The following is a 12,786-nucleotide window of genomic DNA, read 5'->3' as shown; positions in this document are numbered from 1 at the left end:
GGCGTGTGTCTACGCCACCAAAGATCGCGTGCGGGAAATCCGCGGAACGAGTCCGGCAACACGACACCGCCCACCGTAGCTATTTGTGAACACATGCACAAAGTTGACCGGGCCCGCCGTAACGAGACCCACAGTCACGCGAAGCATCATCCCCGAAAGCCCCCCGACGTGCCAAAACGAGTGGTATGCGGGCCGCGTGCCCCTTCCTCGGAGGGCGCGGCCCGAAACACGGGGACAGCCGCGCCACGAAAAAGTCGGGCAGATCACCCTCGGCCGACACCGGCACGTGCCCGCCCCGCGCCGCGGGGTGGTCACGCCCGGAGCGCGGCACGCAGGCGCTGCGGTTCCACCTTCCAGAAACCGTGTTCGACCCCGTCGACGAGGATCACCGGCACCCGGTCCCCGAACTCGGCGCGCAGTTCGGGGTCGCCGTCGACGTCGGAGGTGCGCCAGGGCACCCCCAGCTCCGCGCACACCTCGGCGATCTCGGTCTCCGCGGTGTCGCAGGCGGGGCAGTCCCGCCTGACCAGCAGTGTCACCTCGTGCTCACCGGACAAACCCGATCACCTCGTTCCGACGGACGTCTCCACGGTCCACCGGTGATTGTCCTCCCGCGAACCCGGCGGGCTCGCACCGAGGTCACCCCCGTTTCGCGGACGCCCGTCCGGTGACGGGAATCACCGGTACGGAGCAGTCCGAGGCATCAGGAAGCGCGCGGAGGTCGGAAATCCGTATCAATTCGAGTCCCGCAACCACTACCTACCGGACAGTAGCACCACGTATGCTGCCGATCCTGAAAACCGATCCCCGACGGGGCTCGCACAGCACACCGCCGAAACACCGCCGAATCCAGGGAGCGGACATGCTTCAGGCCACGGTGCTTCACCAACCGACCCTGCGACGCCCGCCCGCCCTGCCCGAGGGGAACCGGCAGTCCCCCACCAGCTCGTCCGGAACCGGTTCCCGACAACTCAACACGGCTCCCAGGGAGCCGACCGACTCCGGGCAGGAAAGCGGCGTCCCCGAGCAGCCCCCGGAGAACTGGAACCACGTCCACCAGGCGCAGAACGGGGACAGCCAGGCGTTCGGCAAGCTCTACGACCAGTACGCGCACCTGGTGTACCGCTACGTGCTGCTCCGGGTCAGCGACCACTGTCTGGCCGAGGACATCACCAGCGAGACCTTCGCCAGGGCGCTGCGGCGCATCGCCTCGGTGAGCTACCAGGGGCGCGACGTGGCCGCCTGGTTCATCACCATCGCGAAGAACCTGCTGCTCGACCACATCAAGTCCAGCCGGAACAGGCTGGAGATCCCGCTGGCCGAACCGGTGGAGTCCCACCGCGACGGGCCCCAGCACAACGGTCCCGAACAGCAGGTGCTGGCCGAGGCCGCCCACGCTGAACTGCTGGACTGCGTCCGCCGCCTCAACCCGGACCAGCGCGAGTGCATCAGGCTGCGCTTCCTCCAGGGGCTTTCCGTGACGGAAACCGCCGAACGCATGCACCGCAACGAGGGCGCCGTCAAGGCGCTGCAACACCGGGCGATCCGCAGGCTCGCCCAGCTGCTGCCCGACGATCCCCGCTGAAACCGGCGATTCCCGACGGATCGACGGGACGGGCCGCCGATCATCCACCCCGACGACGGGGCACCCCGCCACACTCCACCACCCGGCTCCCACGGGACCGCGCCGAGTGGTTCCACACGCCCGCCCGGAGCACCCGGCACACCGCCGGGACGGCCCTGGAATAACGCCGCCCCCGACTGGGTCAATACCGGAGGCGGACAATGCCTCTAAGCTAGGAAGGCCGGCGGCGGGCACCGAACCCCACAGCCGCCCGCGGGCCGCAGCGACACAGGACGACTCCGGAGGACACCGGGAGGCGCGGCGGTGCCTACATGGCCAGGCTCAGCGGAGCGAACCGACAACGGTGACCAGCACGTCAACGCGTCCGAAACCGGTCGACGCAGCCGGGAGGAAGCCCTGGACAGCGCCAAACTGGCCGGTCGGGCCTCCGCGGAGGCCGCGGTGACCGCCACCCCGGACGACGCGAGCGCCACGGCCCCACACGACCTGACGGCGGCGGCGTTCTTCGACGTGGACAACACCATGATGATGGGGGCCTCGCTGTTCCACTTCGCCCGGGGAATGGCGGCCCGGAAGTTCCTCACACCCTCGGATCTGGCGAAGTTCGCCTGGCAGCAGGTGAGGTTCCGCGTCGGAGGGACCGAGAACGTGGAGGACCTGCGCTCCAGCCAGGAGCAGGCGCTGTCGTTCGTGGCCGGGCGGGACGTGGCCGACCTGGTGGGGCTGAGCGAGGAGATCTACGACGAGCTCATGGCCGACCGGATCTGGGCGGGCACCCGTGCCCTGGCCCAGATGCACCTGGACGCGGGACAGCGGGTGTGGCTGGTCACCGCGACACCGGTGGAGCTGGCCCAGATCATGGCGCAGCGGCTGGGGCTGACCGGGGCGCTGGGCACGGTGGCCGAGCACTCCGAGGGCGTCTACACCGGCAGGCTGGTGGGCGAGATGCTGCACGGACGCGCCAAGGCGCACGCGGTGCGGGCGCTGGCCGCCAGCGAGGGGCTGGACCTGCGGCGCTGCACCGCCTACTCGGACTCCTCCAACGACGTGCCCATGCTCTCGGTGGTGGGCAGGGCCGTCGCGGTCAACCCGGACCAGCGGCTACGCGAGATCGCCCGGATGCGCGGCTGGGACGTCCGCGACTTCCGCACCGGACGCAAGGCGGCCCGCATCGGCGCCCACTCGGTGCTCGGGGCGGGGGCGCTGGCCGGAGCGCTGGCGGCCGGGCTGGCCTACCGGCGCCGGGACCGGGCCTGAGGTTCGGCCCGGCCCGTCGGTTCCGGTGAACACCGGGCGAAGCGCGGGAAGTCCGGAGGACCAGTGGGGGCACGCCAGGCTGGTCCGACTGTGGGTCACCTGGTCGGCAGGTTGTCCAGGACCATGCCCGCGATCTTGTCGGACATGGCACACGGATCCGAGCACTCGGGATCGCCCCGCCCCTCGGTACCGACGGTGAAATCGACAGAAACCACATATGTCTTGGATGTTCCTACGAATGTTCCACAGCGGAGATCATTCTTTCCTCCGTTCACCGCTGGATACCCTTCTATGTCGTGTGTGGGGTTTCCGTCGTCGGTGTAGTTGAAGGCGCTGGTCTTGGTCCCTTGCCCTTGGACGGTGTCGGGGGCGATGTTGATCGTCATCTGTTAGTTGCGCCATTTGCATCGTTGCTGCCCCCACGGGGATTTCCCGTCGGGGTGTGGTGCTCCGGCGTCGAGCTGGTGGATTTGTTGGTCGGTGAGCAGCTCGCAGGGATCGACGGCGGCGAGGTCGAGGGGTTTCGGGATGGCGAAGGGGTCCTCCTTCGTGGTGGTGCTGGTGGTGTTCGGGTCGGTGTTGGCGGGGGTGTTGGTGGCGCAGCCCGCGAGGACGGCGGCGCAGGCCGTGGCGAGCAGGATGCGGGTGAGGCGGTGGTGTGTCATGGTCATGCGGTTTGGTTGGCCTCGTCGATGCGTTGGGTGTCGGTGATGGCCTGTTGGACGGCGGCCTTGAACTCGTCCACCCACCTGATCATCCCCTCGGCGGTGTCGAACAGGCGGTTCTCGCCGCCCTGGGCACGCTGAATGATGCGCTTGGTGATCTGTGTGGTCACCTCGTCGTAAGCAGGAGGCCGTACACGGGATAGATCTCGGGCGAGATCTAGTGCTTCACGGTACTTCTCGCGTACCCGTTCGAGTCCGGCCAGCAGGTGGGGGAGCATGTCGGGGTGGACTTCGAAGGTCTGTTGTCCGTCGACGGTGCCGGCGGTGATCAGGGCGGCGAGTCCGTCCACGTCCGACTGGGAATCGCCGGCCTCCCGCCGTCAGGGAACCGCCGGCCTCCCGGGCCGCTCAGCCGAAGAAGACGCTGTCCCGCTGGGCCAGCAGCCGGTAGATCGTCTCCTGGATGGTCTCGCGCACCCGGTCGCTGAGGTCGAAGATCACCATCGGGTCCTCGGAGGCCTCGGCCCCGTGGTCGGCGGTCTCGATCGGCTCTCCGAACTCGATGTACCACTTGGTCGGCAGCGGAACCGCCCCCAGCGGCCCCAACAGCGGGAAGAACGGCGTCACCGGGAAGTACGGCAGCCCCAACAACCTGGCCAGTGGCGGAATGTCCCCGATCTTCGGGTAGATCTCCTCGGCCCCCACGATGGAACAGGGCACGATCGGCGCCCCGCAGCGCATCGCCGCCGAGACGAAGCCTCCCCGCCCGAAGCGCTGTAGTTTGTAGCGGTCCCGGAACGGTTTGCCGATGCCCTTGAACCCCTCCGGCCACACGCCGACCAGCTCGCCGGAGCGCAGTAGGCGTTGCGCGTCCTCGTTGCAGGCCAACGTCTGGCCGCTGCGCCGCGCCAGGGTGCCCACGAACGGGGTCGCGAAGACCACGTCGGCCCCGAGCATCCGCAGATGCCGCCCCGCCGGGTGCTGCTCGTGCAGCGCCACGGTGGTCATCAGGGCGTCCCACGGCAACGTCCCCGAATGGTTGGCCACCACCAGCGCCGCCGAGTCGCCGGGCACGTTGTCCAGGCCCGTGGCCTCCACGCGGAACCAGTTGTCGTAGACCGCGCGCAGCGCCGGTAGGAAAACCCGGTCGGTGAGTTCCCGGTCGAAACCGAACTCGTCCACGGTGTACTCACCCAGCAACCGGCGCCGCGCGAAGGCCACCGCCTCGGCCAGCGCAAGCTGCCACCCCGCCGGATCCCCCTCCGAGTCGTCCGCTCCGTCCGATCCGGTCGCCCCGGTCCCGGCGTCCTCGTCCCGACGGCAACGCCCCCACGCGGAGGACGTCCCGTCCTCGTCCGGATACAACGGAATCACTCTCGCATCCGCCACCGGGCCTCCTCAGCCGATCCGGGCCATCGCCCGGTCCACTTCCCGTTCCGCCGCCTCGATCCACTCCGGAGCCACCAGCGGGCGCAGCCCCCGACCGTGCACGAAGTCGTCGAAAGCCTGCCGTGTCGTCCACCGGGGAGTGAAGCCGAAACACCGCCGCAGCCTCGTGGTGTCGGCCACCCGGCCGAAATCCGGCGGTCGCACCCGCTGTCCGGCACCGCCGAACACCCCGCCACCCGTCAGCAGCCCCGCCAGGGACGACGCCAGGGCACCGGGAACCGGCACCCCGAGGCGTCCCGCACGACGTACCGCCTGCCCGAGCGTGAGCACCCCGGAGGCCCCCACGTTGAACACCCCCGGATGGTCCTCCAGTACCGCCCGCCGCAACACGGCGAGCGCGTCCTCCGGGTGCAGCAGTTGCAGACACGCGTCCCAGCCCAGCACGGTGGGAACCACCGGGGCGGCGAAGTACCTCGTCAACGCGGAGTCGATACGGGGGCCCACCAGGTCGGCGAAACGCAGCACCGTGACGCCCACATCGGGCCGTCGCCGCGCGAAACCGCGCACATAGCCCTCCACGTCGACCGCGTCCCTGGCCGCGCCGGAGGAGGGCGGATCCCTGGGGGCGGTGTCCTCGGTGAACACCGCCGGGTCGCGCGGACTCGACCCGTACACGGCGGTGGTGGACCTCAGCACCAGCTTGCGCACCCGCGCGGAGCTCTGGCAGGAGGCCAGCAGCCGCATCGTGCCGAGCACCCTCGTCTCCGTGGCCGAGGACCGGGCGAGGGTGGCCCCCTCCGGGGCGCTTCCCGCGTGGACCACGGTGTCCGCCCCGCTGTCGGCCAGCACCCGGGAGATCAGCGGATGACGGATGTCGGCCCGCACGAACTCGGCACCGCTCATGCGGCGCGCCAGCTCCCGGGACGGCGCCACCGTGTCCACACCGACGACCCGTCGCACCCCGGGCTCGGCGGCCAGCCTTCCCGCCAGGTGCGCGCCGACGAAATCGCTCACCCCAGTGACGAGCACGACTTCGGGCACCCTCGGCCTCCCGGACGCCTACGACCACCCGGACACCACGAACCCGGCCTGCGGCGGCACCGCTGCCGTGCGGCCAACGGCCCGCCACCGAAGGGATCACGCACGATCCTACCCGGCACACGCCGGGAGCCCGCCCCGAAACGGGCGCGGGGGAGGTTTCCGCCGTGGATCACCCCGGGCCGGGTGAGGGCACCGGCCGTCTACTCGTCGGTCCGGCGGTGTTTGGCGCCCAGCTCCACCGAACGGGAGTGCGCCGCCTCGATCGCGTCGATCATCGCGGCCCGCACCCCGTGCTTTTCCAGCTCACGGATACCCGAGATCGTCGTCCCCGCCGGGGAGGTGACCCCCTCGCGCATGATCACGGGGTGTCCTTCGCCCTCCCGGAGCATGGCGGCCGAGCCCACGGCCGACTGCACGACCAGCTCGGCGGCCACGGAACGGGGCAGCCCCAGCAGGATGCCCGCGTCGACCATCGCCTCGACCAGGTAGAAGAAGTAGGCGGGACCGGAACCGGACAGGGCGGTCACCGCGTCCTGCTGGCTCTCCGGGACACGCACCACCCGGCCCACGCTGCCGAGCAGCCGCTCCACGGTGTCCAGCTGCGCGTCGGTGGCGTGCGTGCCGCCGGAGATCGCGCTCATCGCCTCCCCGACCAGCATCGGGGTGTTCGGCATCACCCGCACCACGGGGGTACCCGCGGCGAAGCGCCGCTCGAACAATCCCGTCGGCAGTCCCGCGCACAGGGTCACCACCAGCTTCTCGGGGGTGACCAGCGGAGCGATCTCGTCGAGCAGCGGTTCGATGTCCTGCGGTTTCACCGACACCACGAGCACGTCGGCCCGCTCGACGGCGGTGGGCACGTCCACACCGTGAACACCGTAGCGCTCGGTCAGCTCGTCCACCCGCTGCTGGTACCGCTCGGTGAACACCAGCTTCTCCGGTGCGTGTCCCGCGTTGAGCAGGCCGGACAGCAGTGACTCCCCGATCTTTCCTGCCCCGAGTACGGCGATCGTCGACATGGGCTCAGGGTGCCAGACGGCGGCAGCGGCCGAACCCACGGTCCCGTCCACCACGTGGGAAAACCCGTGGGGAGCGGTCCGGCTCACGCCCGCAGCGGCTCCAGGTGCAACCGGGCGAACAACAACGCCTCGGACAACAGGGCGGCCCGCTGGTCCACCGTCCGCGCCTTCCTGGTGTTGACCTCCACCACCACCGCACCCGTGTAGCCACCGGTTCCCAGGGCGGAGCAGACCTCGGCGCAGGGCTGGGTACCGCGCCCCGGCAGCAGGTGCTCGTCGCGGGGGGCGCCGGTGCCGTCGGTGAGGTGCACGTGGGCCAGGCCCCGGCCCATGCGCGCCATCAGTTCCAGCGGGTCGGTCTGGGCCGCCGCCGCGTGGGAGACGTCCAGCGTGTAGTGCCGGAACCCCACCTCGGTGGGATCGGGGGAGGGGCGGAAGGCCGACAGCCCCGTCGCCCGGTTCCTCCGCAGCCGGTCCCAGCTGTTCGGGGGGCGCACGGGGAACATGTTCTCCACGGCGACGCGGATACCGCTGGCCTCCTCCAGCGACTCCACCAGCTCCCCGAAGTTCTCCGCGTACCTGCGCTGCCACCGGAAGGGAGGGTGCACCACCACGGTGGAGGCGCCCAGCTCACTGGCGGCCACCACGGCCCTGCGCAGCCGTTCCTCCGGCTCCGCCGACCACACTCGCTGGGTGATGAGCAGGCACGGGGCGTGCACGGCCAGCACCGGAACCCCGTGCTGTTCGGAGAGTCGCCGCAGGGCCGAGACGTCCTGGCTGGTCGCGTCGGCCCAGACCATCACCTCCACCCCGTCGTAGCCCAAATCCGCCGCCAGTTCGAAAGCCGCGCTGACGGGCTGGGGCCACACGGACGCGCTGGACAACCCCACCGGCACCGTGGGGCGGTGGGGTTCGGGGCTGGCTGGCACGGGTGTTTCGCGAGTCATGTCCGCCAAAACTCGACCACTGACACGAGGGGAGGACGGTCCGGCCGCCTCCGCCGACACCTCGGAGCCGGAACGTGTCCGGCGACGACCCCGAACACGTCACGGATCCCCTCCGCGCGGTGAAGGCGACGGCATCCGTCGAACGCGCTCAGTATCCCACCAGCAACAAAGCGACCGGAGACACGGTGCACGCCAGCCCGACCAGCACCGACAGCAGAACGGTCTGCAGGTCGTCACTGCGCAGGAGCTTGCGGGCCACCAGCACGAGCACCCCGGTGAACGCCAACGCCGCGGCCAGGGCCGGAAGCGGGAACTCCTGCCACAGCCAGCGGAAACCGATCCAGACCAGTCCTCCGGCGACGACGCCGCCGGCGACCTGGCCCAGCAGCACGGTCCACTCCAGCGCCCGGGAACGGCCCGCACCGACCTCCTCGTCCGGCTCGTCCTCGACGTCCTCGTCGAGACCGGCCGGGAGTTCGCGGAGCTCCCGCGCGGAGTCCTCGTCGGGGTGAACGGAGGTGGTCCCCTCCGTGTCGGGGTCCTCCGGGTCCTCGGTGCCGTCGTAGAAGTCGTCGGCCTCCGCGAAGGGGTCCTCCGGCGCCGTCGGCTCGCGGTAGGCGAGCTCGTAGGGATCCCCCGCTTCGGCGCTCTCCTCCCCGGAGGCGGGTGCCTCCACCCCGACCGGGTACTCCAGCAGGGTCGTGTCCTCCGAGGTCTCGGCAGCGGCGGGTTCCGCGGCGGGTCCTTCGGCCACGGGAGGGAAACGTTCGGTGACCTCGCCCTCGTCCGGCGCCGCCGTGGGCTCCGCCGCCGGGCGGTGCGGGACCTCCCCCGCGACCGTGGGCGGATCGCCGGGTGCGGGCTCCGTGGGCACGGCGGGGGTCGCCTCCGCGTCCCGCAGCACCGGTTGTCGCGCCGTCACCTCGGTGTCCTCGGGGGCGGGCACCGGGGTCTGCTCGGCCGGGCCGTTCCCGGAGGCAGGACCCCACTGTTGGGGCGCGGCGGATTCCTCGGGTGCCCCCGTCCGGTCCTCCGGGGCGGGTGCGGCGCCTCCCGTGGGCTGTTCACCGCCGTCCGGTTCCGGTGCCGCGGGGGCGGGAGACTGCCCGCTCCCACGGGGATAGATCGTGGGCCCCGGCCGGTTCCGACGTCTGCCACCGCCGCCACCCCGCTCCGGCGGTGGCTGCCCGGCCGGGGGGGAGGTGGGGGGAACGACCGGGGGCTCCTGGGCGGGAGGGACCGCCGGCTGCGCCCCCGTGGTCGAGGCCGCGCCCGCCGGAGGAACTCCGGTCGGTTCGGCCGTGCCCGTGGTGGTCTCGGCTCGCCCCGGGGCGGACTCGGGGTCCTCGACGGGCCTCATCCGCCCGCTGTCCGAGTTGACCCGCTCGATGATCGCCTGGGGAGCCGTTTCGGACGGGTCCTCGGCACGCCTGCGCCTGCGGCGCGAGCCGCGTTGCGCCCCGCCGCCGTGTTCGGCCAGCAGTTCCGCGACGGTGCGCTGGCTCGGGTCCTTGGACCCACTGTCCCGACTCATCGACTCCACCGTGCCCCGTGCTCGATCTCGCGTCCAGTTGACTCCGCGATCGCGCGGTTGTCACCCAGTATCGTCCCCTGCGATTGTCGACGGCACACCCAGAGTGTCTCCGAACCCCCGTCGGACTCGCCGGGAGGTCCTGGTGAGCCGGGTGATGGTGGGGGCTGTTGGGCGAGGTCGAAAGGACCGCCCGGCCCGGCCGCGCGGGGCGGCCCCACCGGGCGTCGACGGGAGGGGGCACACACCACGGCGCTTTCCTCCCTCACGGGAGTCAACGGTGGTCACCGTCCCCTCGGTCGCGGCTGGACGCACGGGGACGGCCCACCGTCGCTCCGGGCACGGGTGTGCCGCATCGAATCACGTCTCGAACTTGTACCCCAGACCACGCACCGTGAGCAAATGCCGCGGTTCGGTCGGATCTGGCTCGATCTTGGAGCGCAGCCGCTTGATGTGCACGTCGAGGGTCTTGGTGTCTCCGACGTAGTCGGCCCCCCAGACCCGGTCGATCAGCTGACTCCTGGTCAGCACCCTGCCCACGTTGCGCAGCAGGTACTCCAGCAGGTCGAACTCCTTGAGCGGCAGCCCGACCTCCTGGCCGGAGACGGTGACCACATGGCGTTCCACGTCCATGTGCACCGGTCCCGCCTCCAGGGTCTGCCCGGACTGTGTCGGTTCCTCCGGTTCCCCGCCTCGCCGCAGCACCGCACGCACCCGCGCTATCAGTTCCCGTGCCGAGTAGGGCTTGGTGACGTAGTCGTCGGCCCCCAGTTCCAGGCCGACCACCTTGTCGATCTCGGCGTCCCTGGCGGTGACCATGATCACCGGAACGGAGGAACGCTGGCGGATCTCCTTGCACACGTCCGTGCCGCTCATCCCCGGAAGCATCAGGTCGAGCAGCACGATGTCGGCCCCGTTGCGCTCGAAGTCGTCCAGAGCTTCCTGGCCGGTGGTGGCCACGGATGCGGTGAACCCCTCCTTGCGGAGCATGAAAGCCAGCGGGTCGGCGAAGGACTCCTCGTCCTCGACGATCAGCACCCTGGTCACCGGACTCCTCCCGTTTCGACGGCTCGCGTCCCTTCCCGTGCGGCGACGACCTCGCCCGAGTCCGGTTCGGCCTCGCGTGTCTCCGCCGGGGACGCGTCTTCAGTGTTGCGGGCTGACTCGCCCGTCGGATGCCGTGGCACCCGCAGTGTGAAAGTCGATCCGGTTCCGGGCCGGCTCCAGAGCGTGACCTCGCCGCCGTGGTTGGCGGCGACGTGCTTGACGATGGCCAGCCCCAGCCCGGTACCGCCGGTGGCCCGGGAACGGGCGCGGTCCACGCGGTAGAAACGTTCGAAGACCCGTTCCTGGTCGGCGGGGTCGATGCCGATCCCCCGGTCGGTGACCGCGATCTCCACCCACTCCCCGCGGAGCTTCCTGCTGATCGACACCGGGCTCGCGTCCGGCGAGTAGGAGATGGCGTTGTCGATCAGGTTGCTCAACGCGGTGACCAGCAGGGTGCGGTCCCCGTCCAGCTGGAGTCCGCTGGGCTCGTCGGTGGTGATCCTGATCCCGGCCGACTCGGCCGCCACCGCGCACCTGCCCAGGGACTCCTCGACGATCTCGTCCACGTCGACGGTGGACAGCTCGGGCAGCGGGTCGGCTCCCTGCAACCGGGACAGCGCGATCAGTTCGGAGACGAGTGTGCCCAGTCGGGTGGACTCGTGCAGGATCTTGTTCGAGAAACGACGCACCTCCTCGGGGTCGTCGGCGGCGTCCAGCACCGTCTCGGCCAGCAACGCCAACGCCCCGACCGGGGTCTTGAGCTCGTGGCTGACGTTGGCCACGAAGTCCCTGCGGGTCTCCTCCAGCCGGACGGCCTCCGACTCGTCGGCGGCGTCCACCACGGTGAAACCGTCCCCCAGGGGACGGACGTCGCCGAGGACCGCGGCGGGGGAGCGGCCGTGGGGGGCGTCCCGGTTCAGCGGGGAGAGGTCCACCGGGACGGGCCTGCCCGTGTTCAGCGCCTGTTCGGATGCCTTACGCGCCCGGGGGTCGGGGCGGTTGTCCCGGACGAAGCCGAGTTCGTCGGCCCGGGGGTTGTGCACCACCACGTCGCCGAAGCTGTTCAGCACGACGATCCCGTTGTTGCTGGTGTGCACCAGACGTTGCAGCAGTTCCGCGACTGTCGGCCCGTTGGCACGTGTGCGCTCGGAACGCCCCTGGTTCACGGCGAGCCGGTAGCCTGCCAGCAGGCCCAGCAGCAGCACGCCGATCAACAGGGCGCCATAGCCCAATGCGGTCACAACCGCATCGTAAGCGGGGTGGGGCAGGTTTCGGCCAGAGTGTGAGGCTTCTCAGTGATACCTCTGACATCCGCAGGTGAGCCTTTTCATCGCTGATTCACTCGAAAGTGACCTCTCGTTCAGTAAAGCGGGGACGGCCACACCCCGACCCGAAAATGATCGTTGTCGCCCTCTCGGCGCCACACCGAGAAGACGACAACGATTCACATCATTGTCGACGCGGAACGCCTCAGCGTCCCTGACTGGCCACCGAGGCGGCCGCCTTCTCGGCGGCGTCCGGGTCCAGATAGGTGCCGCCAGGATTGCGCGGGCTCAGCTGTTCGTCCAGATCGTAGCGCAGCGGGATACCGGTCGGTATGTTCAAACCCGCGATGTCCTGGTCGGAAATTCCGTCCAGGTGCTTGACCAGCGCCCGCAACGAGTTCCCGTGCGCGGCCACGAGCACGGTCCGACCCGCCCGCAGGTCCGGCACGATCGCGGACTCCCAGTAGGGCAGCAGCCGCGTCACGACGTCCTTGAGGCACTCGGTGCGCGGCATCTCCTCCCCCAGGTCCGCGTAGCGCGGATCACCCCGCTGGCTGTAGGGGTCGGAGTCGTCGATCTCCGGGGGCGGAGTGTCGAACGAACGGCGCCACAGCATGAACTGTTCCTCGCCGTAGGTCTCCAGCGTCTGTTTCTTGTCCTTGCCCTGCAGGGCACCGTAGTGGCGCTCGTTGAGCCGCCAGTCCCTGCGGACGGGAATCCAGTGGCGCTCGGCGACGTCCAGGGCGATGTTGGCGGTGCTGATGGCCCGCCGCAGCAGCGAGGTGTGCACCACCTCCGGCAGCAGTCCGGACTCGGCGAGCAGCTCGCCTCCCCGCCGCGCCTCGGCCTCACCGTTTTCCGAGAGGGGGACGTCCACCCATCCAGTGAACAGGTTCTGCGCGTTCCAGGTGCTCTCACCGTGGCGCAGCAGTACGAGGGTACCGACAGTCATGGCGCCAGGTTATCCCCACGGCAGGACGGGAACGCGACGCGCGGGTGCGGCAACTCACCGGAGGGCGGGGTTCCGCGGCCCACCACGG

General features: G+C 70.4%; 13 protein-coding genes. 2 read left to right on the top strand and 11 right to left on the bottom strand.

Annotation, left to right across the window (positions count from 1 at the left end; translation table 11 throughout):
* Window positions 1-311: 311 nt before the first annotated feature.
* Window positions 312-557 (bottom strand): glutaredoxin family protein, encoded by a 246-nt coding sequence (locus ACTMO_RS0100430; RefSeq protein WP_019852676.1) that lies wholly within the window; start codon window positions 555-557, stop codon window positions 312-314.
* A 305-nt stretch (window positions 558-862) separates the two neighbouring features.
* On the opposite strand from ACTMO_RS0100430, the gene ACTMO_RS21615 reads away from it, so the two are divergent.
* Both ACTMO_RS21615 and ACTMO_RS0100420 read left to right on the top strand, forming a co-directional pair.
* Window positions 863-1,585: a sigma-70 family RNA polymerase sigma factor gene (locus ACTMO_RS21615; RefSeq protein WP_157062753.1), complete on the top strand. Its 723-nt coding sequence runs from the start codon at window positions 863-865 to the stop codon at window positions 1,583-1,585.
* 303 nt (window positions 1,586-1,888) lie between these two features.
* Window positions 1,889-2,842 (top strand): HAD family hydrolase, encoded by a 954-nt coding sequence (locus ACTMO_RS0100420; RefSeq protein WP_019852674.1) that lies wholly within the window; start codon window positions 1,889-1,891, stop codon window positions 2,840-2,842.
* 389 nt (window positions 2,843-3,231) lie between these two features.
* Here the strand turns inward: ACTMO_RS0100420 and ACTMO_RS0100410 are convergent, their stop codons facing one another.
* The 10 genes from ACTMO_RS0100410 to ACTMO_RS0100365 form a co-directional block, all read right to left on the bottom strand.
* On the bottom strand, window positions 3,232-3,513 hold the full coding sequence (locus ACTMO_RS0100410) for a DUF3558 family protein (RefSeq protein ID WP_019852672.1): 282 nt from the start codon (window positions 3,511-3,513) through the stop codon (window positions 3,232-3,234).
* Complete coding sequence (locus tag ACTMO_RS0100405) at window positions 3,510-3,857, bottom strand: hypothetical protein (protein WP_019852671.1); 348 nt, start codon at window positions 3,855-3,857, stop codon at window positions 3,510-3,512. Before ACTMO_RS0100405 ends, ACTMO_RS0100410 begins: the two co-directional genes overlap by 4 nt.
* 58 nt (window positions 3,858-3,915) lie before the next feature.
* Window positions 3,916-4,896, bottom strand: coding sequence for a lysophospholipid acyltransferase family protein (locus ACTMO_RS0100400; RefSeq protein ID WP_026448729.1), 981 nt, complete (start codon window positions 4,894-4,896; stop codon window positions 3,916-3,918).
* A 9-nt stretch (window positions 4,897-4,905) separates the two neighbouring features.
* Entirely contained in the window at window positions 4,906-5,937 is a 1,032-nt protein-coding gene (locus ACTMO_RS0100395) for an NAD-dependent epimerase/dehydratase family protein (RefSeq protein WP_019852669.1), read from the bottom strand.
* Between the two features lie 200 nt (window positions 5,938-6,137).
* A complete protein-coding gene (gene proC / locus ACTMO_RS0100390) occupies window positions 6,138-6,956 on the bottom strand; it encodes a pyrroline-5-carboxylate reductase (protein WP_026448728.1) in 819 nt (272 codons plus the stop codon).
* Between the two features lie 83 nt (window positions 6,957-7,039).
* Window positions 7,040-7,903: a sugar phosphate isomerase/epimerase family protein gene (locus ACTMO_RS0100385; protein ID WP_051099002.1), complete on the bottom strand. Its 864-nt coding sequence runs from the start codon at window positions 7,901-7,903 to the stop codon at window positions 7,040-7,042.
* Window positions 7,904-8,051: 148 nt separating this feature from the next.
* Complete coding sequence (locus ACTMO_RS0100380) at window positions 8,052-9,437, bottom strand: hypothetical protein (RefSeq protein WP_019852666.1); 1,386 nt, start codon at window positions 9,435-9,437, stop codon at window positions 8,052-8,054.
* A 357-nt stretch (window positions 9,438-9,794) separates the two neighbouring features.
* Window positions 9,795-10,481, bottom strand: coding sequence for a response regulator transcription factor (locus tag ACTMO_RS0100375; RefSeq protein WP_019852665.1), 687 nt, complete (start codon window positions 10,479-10,481; stop codon window positions 9,795-9,797).
* A complete protein-coding gene (locus ACTMO_RS0100370; protein ID WP_019852664.1) occupies window positions 10,478-11,722 on the bottom strand; it encodes a sensor histidine kinase in 1,245 nt (414 codons plus the stop codon). Before ACTMO_RS0100370 ends, ACTMO_RS0100375 begins: the two co-directional genes overlap by 4 nt.
* A 229-nt stretch (window positions 11,723-11,951) precedes the next feature.
* Window positions 11,952-12,698, bottom strand: a complete 747-nt coding sequence (locus ACTMO_RS0100365) for a phosphoglyceromutase (RefSeq protein ID WP_019852663.1) — start codon at window positions 12,696-12,698, stop codon at window positions 11,952-11,954.
* Window positions 12,699-12,786: the final 88 nt, after the last annotated feature.

Origin of the sequence: Actinopolyspora mortivallis DSM 44261 (assembly GCF_000384035.1) — a bacterium.
Taxonomy (GTDB): domain Bacteria; phylum Actinomycetota; class Actinomycetes; order Mycobacteriales; family Pseudonocardiaceae; genus Actinopolyspora; species Actinopolyspora mortivallis.
Note: the sequence above shows the minus strand (reverse complement) of the source record. Positions and strands in the feature narration are given on the sequence as shown.

Coding starts and splice junctions, on each gene's coding strand:
- ACTMO_RS0100385 (WP_051099002.1), bottom strand. CDS start 7,903: ATGACTCGCGAAACACCCGTGCCAGCCAGCCCCGAACCCCACCGCCCC.
- ACTMO_RS21615 (WP_157062753.1), top strand. CDS start 863: ATGCTTCAGGCCACGGTGCTTCACCAACCGACCCTGCGACGCCCGCCC.
- ACTMO_RS0100365 (WP_019852663.1), bottom strand. CDS start 12,698: ATGACTGTCGGTACCCTCGTACTGCTGCGCCACGGTGAGAGCACCTGG.
- ACTMO_RS0100410 (WP_019852672.1), bottom strand. CDS start 3,513: ATGACCATGACACACCACCGCCTCACCCGCATCCTGCTCGCCACGGCC.
- ACTMO_RS0100380 (WP_019852666.1), bottom strand. CDS start 9,437: ATGAGTCGGGACAGTGGGTCCAAGGACCCGAGCCAGCGCACCGTCGCG.
- proC (WP_026448728.1), bottom strand. CDS start 6,956: ATGTCGACGATCGCCGTACTCGGGGCAGGAAAGATCGGGGAGTCACTG.